Below are 12,750 nucleotides of genomic sequence, written 5' to 3' on the forward strand. Positions count from 1 at the left end.
GCAGTCGAGTCAGTCGATTCAGTCGAGTTTGACGCCGAGTTCGGCAATCAGCTTGCCGTAGCGCGCGTATTCACTGCGTGAGAATGCGTCGAATTGCGCGGGATCGAGTGTGCCCGGCACCGCGCCGACTTCGCCGAGCCTGCGGATGGTGTCCGGATCCTTCATCACGCGCGTCATGGCGGCGCTGATGCGCTGCAGCGTGGCCGGCGGCGTGCCGGCCGTTGCGTAGACGCCGTACCAGGTATTGGCCTGGATTTCCGGCACGCCAGCTTCGGCCAGCGTGGGAACGTCCGGCAGCAGCGCGGAGCGTGTGCTGGACGTGACCGCCAGCGCGCGCAGCTTGCCCGCCTTGATGTGGTTGATGACGGACGGCATGGTTTCAAAACTCATGTCGACCTGTCCACCCATCAGGTCCACCAGTGCACTGGCGCTGCTTTTGTAGGGCACATGCAGCATCTTGCCGTGGATGCGGTGTGCAAATGCGGCCGCGGCCAGATGCTGGGTGCTGCCTACGCCGGATGAGCTATAGCGGTATTTGTCGGGATTGGCCTGGATCTGCGCCACCAGCGCCGCAGCGTCGCGCGCCGCCACCTGGTTGTTTACCACCAGCACATTGGGCACCTGCGCCACCAGCGCCACCGGCGCCAAGTCCTTGAGCGGATTGAACTGCAGCTTGAGCAGATGTGGCGCGATGGCCTGTGAAGTGGAAACGCCCATCAGCAGCGTGTTGCCATCGGGCTGTGCCTTGGCCGTGATATCGGCGGCGATGGTGTTCGACGCGCCGGGCCGGTTGTCCACCACCACTGGCTGCTTGAGGATCGCGGCGAGCTTGTCGGACACGATGCGCGCCATGACGTCGGTGCCCCCACCTGGCGCAGCGCCCACCATCATGCGAATCGGCCGTGTGTCGTCGGCGCGGGCGGCGGGCATTGCCAGGCCGCACGCCGCAATGCTGGCCAGCGCGCTAGCCATCCATCTTTTCATGGTTGTCTCCGTCGTATGCAGTCTGTCGCTGCGTGAAGCCACTATACGGAGATCAGTGCCGAACGAATACTGACCTTTTCTGAAGCGGCGATAACCAGGAGTGATCGCCGCATAGCAACGTTTCAATATACGGCCGCACTGCCCGCGCCGTATATTTGCGCCCAGACATCACAAGGAGACAGCATGACGACGCCGGTCTATCGCGGAGTATTCCCCGTAGTCCCCACGATTTTCGACGCACATGGTGCACTGGACCTGGACGGCCAGCGCCGTTGCATCGATTTCATGATCGATGCGGGCTCGCACGGTCTATGCATCCTGGCGAATTTCTCGGAGCAGTTCGTGCTCAGCGACGACGAGCGCAGTCTGTTGATGACCACGGCGCTCGACCATGTGGCGGGGCGCGTGCCGGTGATCGTCACCACAACGCATTTCAGCTCGAAGATCTGCGCCGAACGCAGTCGCGCGGCGCAGGATGCCGGCGCCGCAATGGTAATGGTGATGCCGCCGTACCACGGCGCAACCATCCGCGTGCCCGAACGCGCCATCTACGAATTCTTCGCCACCGTATCGGCATCCATCGATATCCCGATCATGATCCAGGACGCGCCCGTCAGCGGCACCACGTTGTCGGCGCCGTTTTTGGCGCGCATGGCCCGAGAAATCGACAACGTGTCCTACTTCAAGATCGAAGTGCCGCAGGCCGCCGCCAAGCTGCGCGATCTGATCGAATTGGGCGGCGACGCCATCGTCGGTCCATGGGATGGCGAGGAAGCCATCACGCTGCTCGCCGATCTGGAGGCGGGCGCGACCGGTGCAATGACGGGCGCGGGATTTCCCGACGGCATCCGGCAGATCGTCGATCGCTGGCAGCATGGCGACGCCGACGGCGCCGCCGAACGCTACCAGCAGTGGCTGCCGCTGATCAACTACGAGAATCGTCAGGGCTGGCTGGCCACCGCCAAGGTACTGATGCAGGAAGGCGGCGTGATCCGGTCAGACGCGGTGCGCCATCCGCTGCAGCCCATGCATCCGGCAACCCGCGAGGGCCTGCTCAGGATCGCCCGAAAGCTCGATCCGCTGGTGCTGCGATGGGGGCGTTAGGGGGCGGTGGGGCGTTGTGGGTGAAGGGCGCGTGGGCGTGGCGCAAAAACGGGATGCTGGAAATAATAATGCCGGCATAAATGTTTGATTATTTTAATTAAAAATTGATGACTAACAAAATCTCGTAAGTGCGCAGTTTGCATCGATGAAAAAGGCTCTAAGGTTTGGCGCGCGAAGCATTGGATTTGAAGAAGGAATATCCAATGCGTTTCGCGCGACCACATCCACAACGGAGCCAGCGCATGACGGATCTAGGGAAGGATCTCAGCGATTTCAACGATGCCGTGCGAGCGGGACTGTCGAGGCATCAGGCATATTTTCTGAAGGTCCCCGGCACAGCCAGCGCCGAGGCACTGTCGGTGGTGTCGTTCGAGGCCGTGGAGCGGCTAGGCGAGCCCTATGTCGTGACGGTGCAACTGACGCATCCGCTGATGCTCGATCGCGCCGACTATCTCGGGCGGCAAGCCGCGTTCCTGATCGATCCTTCCGATGGATCCGAACCCCGCCGCTTTGCCGGCTGCATCACCCGCTTCTCGCAGACCCGCAAGACCCGGGATTTCTGCGGTTATGAAATCGTCATCGAGCCACTGGTCGCGCGGCTGCGATTGACGCAGGCCAGCCGCATCTACCAGCGCTGCACCGTCCCGGAAATCATCGAAGCGATCCTGCGACGGCATGAGCTGAGAGGCCACCAGTTCGAATTCCGCCTGCGGCGCAAATATCCGCAACTGGCATTCCGCATGCAGCACCAGACGTCCGATTGGGACTACATCCGTCTGCTGATGGAGCAATCGGGCATTTACTGCTTTTTCACGCCTGGAAAATTTGGCGAGTTGATCGTCTTTGGCGACGACATCGATCACTACATTTACCTGCCGGAATTGCGCGTGCCATACCGGGAGGCAGCGGGGCTGGAATCGGGAAGGGAGGCGATCTTCGCGCTGGAGACGCACGCGCGGACCATGCCCGGATCGTTCCGCGTGGCGGATTTCAATCCCGACAAGGCGTGGGAGCGCGTAACCGGCGAGGCCAACGTCGCGCGCACCGAGAAAACCAGCTATGGCGAATCGTATGTCTACGGCGCGCACGCGCTGGATTTCGACGAAGCCAAATGGGAGGCGCAGTTGCGTCATGAGGCCACGTTTGCCGGGCAACTTGTCTACACCGGGCAAACCAACGTGCTGGCGCTGTGCCCGGCGCGCATCCTGCGCATGGACCAGCCGTTGCCCGATGCGCCGCACGAACAGACGATCACCGAAGTGATCCACACCGGCGCGCGCGATGCGGCCTATCGCAACACATACAAAGCCATCCCGTGCGACCGCCGTTTCCGCCTGCCGATCGATGAGGAGAAATGGCCGCGCATCGGGGGGACGCTGAGCGCGCGCATCACGTCGCCAGGCCAATACAAGTATGCGTACCTGACGCAGGACGGTCGTTACATCGTCCGCTTCGATTTCGATTTCGACACATGGCCGAAGGGCGCGGAGAGTGTGCCGCTGGCATTCGCCAAGCCGTTCGCCGGCGCAAGGCAGACCGGCTTCCACTTCCCGCTGATTGACGGCACATACGTCGACGTGGCGTTCCGCGACGGCAATCCGAACAAGCCGTACATCGCGCACGTGCAGCACAACAGTCGCCACCCGGACCCGATCACAAACCGGGACCGATGGCTGTCGCGCAACGTCATCCGCACGCAAAGCAACAACAAGCTGCGCATGGAGGACTGGGAAGGCCAGGAAGGCATCAAGCTGTCTACCGAATACGGCAAGACGCAATTGAATCTTGGCTACCTGGTCGACCATACCAAGAAGAAGCGCGGCGATGGGTTCGAGCTGCGCACATCTGGCTGGGGCGCGATTCGCGGCGGGAAGGGGCTGTTTTTGAGTGCGGATGATCAGCCCGGCGCGGCAGGTCATCAGTTGCACATGGATGCCGCCCTGAAGCTCCTCCAAGAGGCGCTCGAGCAAGCGGAGGCGCTGTCGAGATCCGCCAAGGCCGCCAACGCGCTGGCCGACGACTGCGCGCGGCAAAAAGCGCTTCTGGCCGACACGTTGAAGCAACTCAAGGCGTCTGGCCTGTTGGCGAGCGCACCTGCGGGCATGGCGCTGGTTTCCGGTGCGGATTTGCAGGTGAGCGCTGCAAACAATCTCATGGCAACGGCGCGCGGCGATGCCGACATCGGTGTATTGCGCAAGTTTGCAGTTGCCGCGGGCAATGGGATTTCACTCTTCACGAAGAAGCTCGGCATGAAACTCTTCGCGAGCAGAGGCAAGGTGGAAATACAGGCACAGGGCGATGCGATGGCGTTGACCGCACTGAAGGACGTCACCATCAGCAGCGAGGACGGCAAGCTGGTGTTGTCGGCGGCGAAAGAAGTCTGGATCGGCGCGGGCGGCTCGTACATTCGCATTACACCGGGGCGCATCGAGAGCGGTACGCCCGGCGATATCTACCAGAAATGCATCGCCTGGAGCAAGCAGGGCCCAGCGTCCGAGAGGCTGGCCACGCTGCCCGTACTGCCAAAGCCGCAAGCCGCGCAATGTGCATTACGTGAGAGCCGTTCCGGAACCCCGTTTGCAAAGCTGGAACTCTGATGAAGTACCTGGACTACGAAAATGCGATGTTGGAACGCTTCCGCGCCAAGCATCGAGATCTTGTCGCTGCCGACACACCGGCGAACCTGTATGCGTTGGTTGATCCGGTTGCTCTGCGTTGGTACGAGGTCCCGGACCGATCTCGGTGGCTAGCGCCGCTGCAACGCATGCCGCTTTATGCCGGCTCGGGTCTGGAGGGGCTTGAAGCGACGGGGCCGGTGCTGCTGGCGATGCCGGACCTGCGCAGCACCGGCACGCTGACTGTCTCGAGTTTTTCTGCGCACGCGCCGACTGCCGCGGATGCGTTTGTCAATCTGCTGGGCCTCAGCACCCGCAATACATCGCATGTGACGTGGATATGGTCGCCACATCAGATGGCCGGGCTGGTGGAACACCTACAAACGCTGCTGCATGCGCGTCTGGGTCCGGACGACGAAGATGCTTGGTTTTTCTTCTATCAACCATCTCATCTGAGGGTCCTGCATGAACGGCTGCCCGAGGCAACACGCCGCTATATGTTCGGCCCCATTCACGCCTGGTGGATGCTCGATCGGCACCGTTCATTGGTGGAGTTGGCGGGCGAGAGCCTGCCGATCCCGACGCCATGGGAGGCGCTTCCTGTTCCCGCCGACGTGGTGACTGCGTTGCAGCGCGCAGCCATGCCCGCACAGGTACATGCATGGTTGCGGAAAACCCGGTTGAATCTGACAGGCATACCTTCCCACAACGAGCAGTTGGCGGAAATTGAGCCACTGGTCGACCGGGCGCTCAATTACGGCTTGGCCGGAAAGCAGGATGTGCAGACGTTTGTGGTCTACGGTTTGCGCTTCAAGGTGGACTACGACAAGCATCCGCGCCTTCAGGCGCTGCTGACCGATGCGGCGGCGAGGAGTCAGCCGCTGGAGAAGGCGTACCGCGATGTTCACCATGAGGTCTGGAGCGAACTCGCTGCCACTGCGCGGCAGCGTGTCGAGGCTAGCGAGATATGCGCCCGACAAGCCGCAATGAAGAAAGCCGGACACGTCCGACTGCGCGCTCGCATCGTCAATGACACAGGTGGAACGATTTACGGCCTGGTTATTGAACTACCCAGGCACGCCCAACGCCAGTTCCTTGGCAGCATCGAAGGCAGCCCACATCGCGAGTCCACGCTCGATAAAGATGCCGTGCTGTCGCCGCTTCCTGGCGACAAGCTGACCCTGAGGTGGGACGTGTCCACGGCATATGGGTCGGGACGCTCCATGTGTACGCCGCATCGGCTGGAGCTTGTTGTCAAGGGCGAGCTTCCCAATGATGAAAAATCCGGCGTGCTGGAAATTTACTTCGGAAAGTTCGGACAAGCCGTTGTCATGCACAAGGACGATCTCAATCACGCGAAGAAAGGAGAGGCATGACGGGATTTATCAAGGCGATCGCAGTGGCGGTTTTGCTGGTGATGTTGGGTGGATGTGCCATCGGGCAACCCCGCGGTTGGGTAGAGGCAGCAGCGTGGGCCGCGAACTATACAGAGGACTTTATCTATGACTTCTCGGTTCTAACGGTCGACGGAAAGCGCACTGGAGTGACCGGGGCTTTGGTTCGGGAGTTCTCCCGTGGGGGAACCACGGGGCAGGAGTGCTGTGGCTTGATGCCGGGCGTGGGTCAGACCGTCAAGGTGGTCTGGCGTGTGGGCGGGCGTCAGGAGGACAAGTCGCAGTGGAGAACGTATGAACGGGTCGTCGTTGTCACGGGACAAGTCTCGAGGAGCGCAAGCCGGCACAGCTATCTGATCGTGAGATTTTTCCCAGCTCATGAGGTGGAGGCGGAGTTTATTCCCGGAGACGATCCCCGTGGGGCGAGATATCCGCGTGTCGACAAATTGCTCTTTACAGGCCCGCGCGTGATGCGCCAAAAAGGAGAATAAAGATGCAGGACTGGTTCACAGACTCCCACGAGTCGTTTGCGAGGACGGTTGAAACCATGATCGGACTGTACGACGGAGACTTCGAGGCATGCGCGACCTGTGAGGAGCAGCCTTGGTTCAGCTTCTTTTTTGACGGCACTGGAAATAATCGTGATCTTGATGAGCCACTGAACAAATTGTCCAACGTCGCTCGCCTCTACCTGGGGCATGTGAAGAAGAGCGAAGATCCGCTTATCAACGACTTCTACTACCCCGGCGTTGGCACGCCGCTCAATGCGAGCGATCCGACCTGGTGGGAAAGGCTGCGCGATAGCGAGGTGCTTGGCGGCGGTGCTGGTCTGGGCTGGGATGTACGCCTATCAAAAGCTGAGGAGGACATGAGTCTTGCGTTGACCGCCAACCACCGAGTCACCCGCATTGACATCGCCGTATTCGGTTTCTCGCGCGGTGCGACGTTGGCACGCGCGTTCGTCAACCGGCTGCTTGCCAAATGCACGATGAAGGATGGTGTGCCGCACTGGCCGTGTGGGACCGCACTGGACGGAGAGTCCGCGCCGCTCCATATCCGCTTTCTCGGACTATTCGACACGGTGGAATCGGTGGGCCTGCCCGCGCACAACCTGAGCGACATGCTTGTGCATATTCCCGAACAGGTCGAGCGCTGCTGCCATATTGTCTCGGGCCACGAACTGCGTGCCTGTTTCCCGCTGACGCCGGTGGGCGATACAGCCGCAAGCTGCGACGAGCTGGTCTTTCCCGGCGTGCACTCGGATATTGGCGGCGGTTATCGTCCCAATGAGCAGGGTCGATCTGATCTGCTCGGCCGCCTTGCGTTGAATCGCATGCGGCTGGAGGCGGTCATGTGCGGGGTGCCATTCACACCGCCCACGGATCTGGCGAAAACAACCGCCGAGCTCTTCGAATACGACGAAGAGCTCAAAACGTTGTTCGATGAATACATGGCCACGATTGGCCGATGCAGCGGGATCGAGGATCAGGTCTTTCGGCACATGCGTCTTTTTTATGGCTGGCTGAAGGTGCGCTTTGGCCACGCGCCGTGCGAGCTGTACGAGAACATGTGTTCGACGGATCCCGAAATCCAGGAATCACTGCAAAGAATCCAGCAGTACCACGGACGCCTGAAGGTCGAGGCCGATACGATGAACTGGCGTTCCTATCTGACCCAGCTCTGGAACACCGACCGCAGCGAATACCTGCGCACAATCGAGACGGCGGGCGGGCGACGCGTGACAAACGAACCGCTCTCCGCAGATGAACTGGCGTACTGGAAGGCGTGGTTGAATCCGCCCGAACTGTCCGCGAATCTGATCCGATTCTTCGATCGGTACGTGCATGATTCGCGCGCCGGTTTTATCCGAATCGATGGTGGCGGATATTTGCTGCCACGCCAATTGGTCGCGGTCGCGTCGCCCGAAAGCGCGCCAGTGCCACCAAGCGACGGCGAAACGGCCGACCACGCCACTCCGATCAACCCGCGCTATTCCGCAGCGTATCAACCAGCAAGCTCATCGATGCAGTGATCGGCCGGCCGCGCCGCGTGATGATGCCGAATGGTCCAAGCTTGATCGGCAGGGGCAGCGGCAGCACCGTCAATGCGCCCAGTTGTGCGTAATAGTGCGCCACCGATTCGGGCAGCACGGCGATCAATTCGCTGTCGATCAGCAGCGAGGTGGTCATCAGCACGGCGGCGGTTTCGATCGTCGATGGCGGAGGCGCCACGCCCGCGTCTTCGAATGAGCGGTCCAGCAGCGCGCGCATCGGGCTTGGACGTGGTTGCATGATCCACGGGTAACGCGTCAGTTCGGCAAATTGTGGCTTGCGTTTGCGGGCCAGCGGATGCTGCGGGCCGACCACGATCGCCAGGCCTTCGTCGCCGAGCTGCTCGAAATCGACGGTCGCGCTGTCCCACCCTTCGGGCACGCGGCCCAGCACGATGTCGAGCTGGTCGCGCTCCAGCAGTGGCATCAATACGTCGCTGGTGTCCACCTGCACGGATATTTCGAGCTGCGGGTGGTCGCGGTTCAGGCGGCGGATCACGCTGGCCAGCAGGCCCGGCGTGGGGGCCATCACCGCGCCCACGCGCACACGGCCGGTCTTGCCCGATTCCAGCGCCACCAGTTCGTCGCGCAGCCCCGCCATGTCGGAAAAAACCAGCTTGGCATAACGCGTGGCGGCTGCGCCGAAGCGCGTGGCGCGCAGGCCGCGCGCGTGCCGCTCGAACAGGGCCACGCCAAGCAGGTCTTCCATGTCCTGCAGCATCTTGCTCACGGCCGGCTGCGACAGCGTCAGCGCGTCGGCGGCCTGGCGCAGCGATCCACGCTCTTCGATGGCCACGAGCAGGCGCAGGTGTTGCATCTTCAGGCGGCTGTGCAGCGCAAAGACGGATGGAATCATGGGCGGCGGGGCATTGGGAGCGAGGGCCAGCCATTCTAATGCGCGCCCGCGCCTATCGATATACGCGCCAACCCGACTAAGCATGCTCGGAATCGTTCGTAGCGATGGCTACGCCGCCATGCTGGAATGGGCGCTCTGCAACCATCGATTCGCTCATCATGCTCAAGAAGGGTTTCCTGATTGCGTGGCTGGCCACGCTGACCATGGGCGCCGCGCACGCCGCGCCGCTGACGATCGGTGTCACGCCGGGCTCGCTGGCCGATTCCGTGCAAGTGGCGGCCGACGAGGCCCGCAGGCAGGGGCTCGACGTCAAGGTGGTGGAATTCACCGACTGGACCACGCCTAACGTTGCGCTGGCCGCCGGCGATCTGGACCTGAACTACTTCCAGCACCAAGCGTTTCTCGACAACGCCGTGAAGGAGCGCGGCTACCGGTTTCGCAGCGTGGCGGTGGGCGTGCTGCCCAATATCGGACTGTATTCGGCGCGGATCAAGCGGTTCGAGGACTTGAAGGAAGGCGCGCGCGTCGGTGTTGCCAATGACCCCGTCAATCAGGGGCGTGGGCTGTTGCTATTGCAGAAGGCTGGGCTGATCCGGTTGCGCGATGGCGTGGGTGCGCGCGGCAGCGTCAACGATATCGTCGCCAATCCCAAGAAGCTCCGCTTCGTGGAGGTGGAAGGGCCGCAACTGGTGCGGGCGCTCGACGATGTGGATCTGGCGCAAGGCTATCCGGCGCACTTCGTCAACGCGGGCAAGCCGCAGATCGCCGGGGCCGGCTTGTTGTATTCCGGCTTGGACGACAGCTATTTTGCGATTCGCTTCGTGACGCGGGAGAACAATGCCAACGACGCGCGCGTGGCGCAGTTCGTCCGCATCTATCAACAATCGCCGGCTGTGCGCAAACAGCTGAGCGCGTCGTTTGCCAATAACGACAAGCTTTACAGCCTGCCGTGGACCAAATGAAGCAGAACGACGCCATGTTTGGCGCCCCGGCATGGTTGCGGCGCGATGGGGCCGCTGCACCCGCCGCCGCGCGCGCGCCAGCCCGCGCTGCGGCGCACGCGAGGGCCACGGCGCAAGCGCACGCCGGCGCCATCCGTTTCGAACAGTTGGGCAAGACGTACTCCTGCGCGGCCGGCCCGGTGCACGCGCTGCGCGATATCGACCTCGATATTCCGGCGGGGGCCATCTTCGGCATCATTGGCCGCAGTGGGGCCGGCAAATCGAGCCTGCTACGCACCATCAATGGCCTGGAGACGCCGACGCAGGGTCGGGTTCTTGTCGATGGCGTCGACGTCGCCACGCTGGCCGGCAAGGATCTGGTGGCCTTGCGGCGACGCATCGGCATGATCTTCCAGCACTTCAACCTGCTGTCGGCGCGAACCGTATGGGACAACGTGGCGCTGCCGCTCAAGGTGGCAGGGGTGCCGCGCGCGCAGATCGACGAGCGCGTGACAGAGGCGCTGCAGTTGGTTGGGCTGGAACACAAGGCGCACAGCTATCCGGGCCGACTGTCCGGTGGGCAGAAGCAGCGCGTGGGGATTGCGCGGGCCCTGGTGCACCGGCCCGCCATCCTGCTGTGCGACGAAGCCACTTCGGCGCTGGATCCGGAAACCACGCATGCCATTCTGCAATTGCTGCGCGATATCCACACGCGCCTGCGTATCACCATCGTGCTGATCACCCACGAGATGCGCGTAATCCCCGAGATCTGCGATACGGTGCTGGTGCTCGAAGCGGGCGCCGTCGCCGAATGCGGCCCGGTCTGGCAGGTGTTCGGCGATCCGCGCCACGATGCCACGCGCGCGCTGCTGGCGCCCATGGCGGCGCGCTCGCCCGACGACCTGACACTCCACGCGACGCCGCAAGGTCCCGGCAACTGGCATCGCGTACTGGAACTGCGCATGACCGGCGCGCACCGCGCTCCAGATCTGGCCGCGCTGTTGCATGCGTTGGGTGCCGGCGTCCGGCTGCTGCAGGGCGGCATCGACCGCATCCAGGGCCATACCCTCGGGACATTACGCGTGGCGGTCCCGGTGTCGCGCGAAGGCGCCCCCGCGCTTCCGGCTGTGCCGGATGCTCACATTACGGAGCTCGGCTATGTCTGCGATGCCGCTTGAGCGATTGTGGCTGGCGCTGCTCGATACGCTGATCATGGTGACGGCGTCCGCCACGTTTGCCGTGCTGGCCGGGCTACCGCTGGCGCTGCTGCTGATCGTGACGGCGCCGGATGGCCTACGGCCCGCGCCGCGTCTGCATCGGGTAATCGGCGCTTTGGTGAACGGTTTCCGGGCCACGCCGTTCATCGTGCTGCTGGTGGCCTTGCTGCCGTTTACGCGGCTGGTGGTGGGCGTCACGATCGGCGTGTGGGCAGCTGTGGTGCCGCTGGCGATCAGCGCCACGCCGTTTTTTGCGCGTATCGCCGAAGTGAGCCTGCGCGAGGTCGATCGGGGACTGGTGGAAGCGGCGCAGGCAATGGGCTGCGAGCGGCGGCATATTCTCTGGCATGTGCTGTTGCCCGAAGCGCTGCCCAGCATCATCGGCGGCTTTACGATCACGGTCGTGTCGCTGATCGGCGCATCGGCCATCGCCGGCGCGGTTGGCGCGGGCGGACTGGGCGACCTGGCGATCCGCTACGGCTACCAGCGCTTCGACACGACCACCATGGCCATCGTGATCGTGATCCTGATTGCGCTGGTAACTGGTGTGCAGGGCGCGGGCGACTGGGCGGTCAGGCGGCTGAGGGCGCGATAGAAGGGATGGGCGCGATGGCGGCTCGCATCGGCCATGGCGTTGAAGCAGAGTGCGGTGCGAGGTGGTGGTTGCGATGTGCCGCTGCCGCCCCGCCAGTAAATCTTCCACGACGAATCGAACCTACATGCGGCGCGGGCCGGGCCAGGTGCCTCAGGTGCCGTCAGCGTCGCATCTGGCGAGGAATGGAATTTGCGTGCGGCTGGCGACAGTAGGCATCGAAAAATCCGCGATCGATGCCATCGAATACTGGAGATCGCCATGTCCACACACAATCGATGGTTCCGCCCCGGCGTGCGCAACGAAGGCAGCGATTTCGCCGTTCATGACCAGACCGAAGATTTCGGTGGTCCCGAATCGTACCCGCGCCCGTGGGCGGACACGCGGCGCGAGCGGGTCGGCCATCCCGACGCGCATGCGCGCGTGTCGCCAGCCGCCTACGGCATCGCCGACGACGATGGCCTGCGCACGGCGCCGGGCCGCGCCAGCTGGCATCGCGCAGCGGACGTTAACTGGCAGGATCGGCACGAGGACGGCGCCTTGCGTCATCGGCCCGGCATTGGAGGCCGACCGGCGAGCGTGCCGCGCGAATCCGACCGGGGTTACGACGATGCGCCATATCGATCCCGGCCGGTCTGGCCCAAGGGATACGAACGTGCGGACGCACGTATCTGCGACGACGTCTGCGAACGCCTGGCCGACGACGCGCGTCTGGACCTGCGCGAGGTAGAGGTGAACGTGGCGGGCGGCGTGGTCACCCTGACCGGCGAGGCGCGCGACCGCAATCAGAAGTTGCGCATCGAGGAGATTGCAGACCATGTCGCCGGCGTGAAGGACGTCGACAACCGGCTGCGCGTGCGGACATCGCGATCCGAATGACGATGCCACTCGCTGCCAGCACGCCGATTGCACCGCTTCCACCCCAGTCGCTCATCGGCCAAACCTTTCAACGCGCTCTGTTCTGTGCGGATACCGGCTATGCGCTGATGCCGCTTCC

The 12,750-nt window shown here is 63.1% G+C and carries 11 protein-coding genes; 9 read left to right on the forward strand and 2 right to left on the reverse strand.

The window, feature by feature from the left end:
* Positions 1-18: 18 nt before the first annotated feature.
* The gene (locus F7R19_RS11405; RefSeq protein ID WP_150980628.1) at positions 19-984 is read right to left on the reverse strand and encodes a Bug family tripartite tricarboxylate transporter substrate binding protein; all 966 of its coding nucleotides are present in this window, start codon (positions 982-984) and stop codon (positions 19-21) included.
* A 183-nt stretch (positions 985-1,167) separates the two neighbouring features.
* Here F7R19_RS11405 and F7R19_RS11410 point away from each other — a divergent pair, with 183 nt between their 5' ends.
* The 5 genes from F7R19_RS11410 to F7R19_RS11430 all read left to right on the forward strand — a co-directional run bounded on the left by F7R19_RS11410 (position 1,168) and on the right by F7R19_RS11430 (position 8,129).
* The gene (locus F7R19_RS11410; RefSeq protein ID WP_150980631.1) at positions 1,168-2,088 is read left to right on the forward strand and encodes a dihydrodipicolinate synthase family protein; all 921 of its coding nucleotides are present in this window, start codon (positions 1,168-1,170) and stop codon (positions 2,086-2,088) included.
* A 242-nt stretch (positions 2,089-2,330) separates the two neighbouring features.
* A complete protein-coding gene (locus F7R19_RS11415; RefSeq protein ID WP_150980634.1) occupies positions 2,331-4,685 on the forward strand; it encodes a type VI secretion system Vgr family protein in 2,355 nt (784 codons plus the stop codon).
* Positions 4,685-6,079 carry a DUF4123 domain-containing protein gene (locus F7R19_RS11420; protein WP_150980637.1) on the forward strand — a complete coding sequence of 465 codons (1,395 nt, stop codon included), beginning with the start codon at positions 4,685-4,687 and terminating at the stop codon, positions 6,077-6,079. The genes F7R19_RS11415 and F7R19_RS11420 overlap by 1 nt, the downstream gene beginning before the upstream one ends.
* Positions 6,076-6,588 carry a DUF3304 domain-containing protein gene (locus tag F7R19_RS11425; RefSeq protein ID WP_150980640.1) on the forward strand — a complete coding sequence of 171 codons (513 nt, stop codon included), beginning with the start codon at positions 6,076-6,078 and terminating at the stop codon, positions 6,586-6,588. The genes F7R19_RS11420 and F7R19_RS11425 overlap by 4 nt, the downstream gene beginning before the upstream one ends.
* Positions 6,589-6,590: 2 nt before the next feature.
* Positions 6,591-8,129 carry a T6SS phospholipase effector Tle1-like catalytic domain-containing protein gene (locus tag F7R19_RS11430; RefSeq protein ID WP_150980644.1) on the forward strand — a complete coding sequence of 513 codons (1,539 nt, stop codon included), beginning with the start codon at positions 6,591-6,593 and terminating at the stop codon, positions 8,127-8,129.
* Here F7R19_RS11430 and F7R19_RS11435 read toward each other — a convergent pair.
* The gene (locus F7R19_RS11435) at positions 8,077-9,003 is read right to left on the reverse strand and encodes a LysR family transcriptional regulator (protein ID WP_150980649.1); all 927 of its coding nucleotides are present in this window, start codon (positions 9,001-9,003) and stop codon (positions 8,077-8,079) included. The genes F7R19_RS11430 and F7R19_RS11435 overlap by 53 nt on opposite strands.
* Positions 9,004-9,161: 158 nt before the next feature.
* Here F7R19_RS11435 and F7R19_RS11440 point away from each other — a divergent pair, with 158 nt between their 5' ends.
* From F7R19_RS11440 to F7R19_RS11455, 4 genes are all read left to right on the forward strand, one after another.
* A complete protein-coding gene (locus tag F7R19_RS11440) occupies positions 9,162-9,965 on the forward strand; it encodes a MetQ/NlpA family ABC transporter substrate-binding protein (protein ID WP_150980774.1) in 804 nt (267 codons plus the stop codon).
* Positions 9,962-11,122 carry a methionine ABC transporter ATP-binding protein gene (locus tag F7R19_RS11445; RefSeq protein ID WP_223506157.1) on the forward strand — a complete coding sequence of 387 codons (1,161 nt, stop codon included), beginning with the start codon at positions 9,962-9,964 and terminating at the stop codon, positions 11,120-11,122. The genes F7R19_RS11440 and F7R19_RS11445 overlap by 4 nt, the downstream gene beginning before the upstream one ends.
* Complete coding sequence (locus tag F7R19_RS11450) at positions 11,103-11,756, forward strand: methionine ABC transporter permease (RefSeq protein ID WP_150980651.1); 654 nt, start codon at positions 11,103-11,105, stop codon at positions 11,754-11,756. The genes F7R19_RS11445 and F7R19_RS11450 overlap by 20 nt, the downstream gene beginning before the upstream one ends.
* A 258-nt stretch (positions 11,757-12,014) precedes the next feature.
* Positions 12,015-12,632 carry a BON domain-containing protein gene (locus F7R19_RS11455; RefSeq protein WP_150980654.1) on the forward strand — a complete coding sequence of 206 codons (618 nt, stop codon included), beginning with the start codon at positions 12,015-12,017 and terminating at the stop codon, positions 12,630-12,632.
* Positions 12,633-12,750 lie beyond the last annotated feature (118 nt).

Origin of the sequence: Cupriavidus pauculus (genome assembly GCF_008801835.1) — a bacterium.
In the GTDB taxonomy this organism is placed as follows: Bacteria; Pseudomonadota; Gammaproteobacteria; order Burkholderiales; family Burkholderiaceae; genus Cupriavidus; species Cupriavidus pauculus.

Coding starts and splice junctions, on each gene's coding strand:
- F7R19_RS11455 (WP_150980654.1), top strand. CDS start 12,015: ATGTCCACACACAATCGATGGTTCCGCCCCGGCGTGCGCAACGAAGGC.
- F7R19_RS11405 (WP_150980628.1), bottom strand. CDS start 984: ATGAAAAGATGGATGGCTAGCGCGCTGGCCAGCATTGCGGCGTGCGGC.
- F7R19_RS11415 (WP_150980634.1), top strand. CDS start 2,331: ATGACGGATCTAGGGAAGGATCTCAGCGATTTCAACGATGCCGTGCGA.
- F7R19_RS11410 (WP_150980631.1), top strand. CDS start 1,168: ATGACGACGCCGGTCTATCGCGGAGTATTCCCCGTAGTCCCCACGATT.
- F7R19_RS11435 (WP_150980649.1), bottom strand. CDS start 9,003: ATGATTCCATCCGTCTTTGCGCTGCACAGCCGCCTGAAGATGCAACAC.
- F7R19_RS11425 (WP_150980640.1), top strand. CDS start 6,076: ATGACGGGATTTATCAAGGCGATCGCAGTGGCGGTTTTGCTGGTGATG.
- F7R19_RS11430 (WP_150980644.1), top strand. CDS start 6,591: ATGCAGGACTGGTTCACAGACTCCCACGAGTCGTTTGCGAGGACGGTT.
- F7R19_RS11450 (WP_150980651.1), top strand. CDS start 11,103: ATGTCTGCGATGCCGCTTGAGCGATTGTGGCTGGCGCTGCTCGATACG.
- F7R19_RS11440 (WP_150980774.1), top strand. CDS start 9,162: ATGCTCAAGAAGGGTTTCCTGATTGCGTGGCTGGCCACGCTGACCATG.
- F7R19_RS11445 (WP_223506157.1), top strand. CDS start 9,962: ATGAAGCAGAACGACGCCATGTTTGGCGCCCCGGCATGGTTGCGGCGC.
- F7R19_RS11420 (WP_150980637.1), top strand. CDS start 4,685: ATGAAGTACCTGGACTACGAAAATGCGATGTTGGAACGCTTCCGCGCC.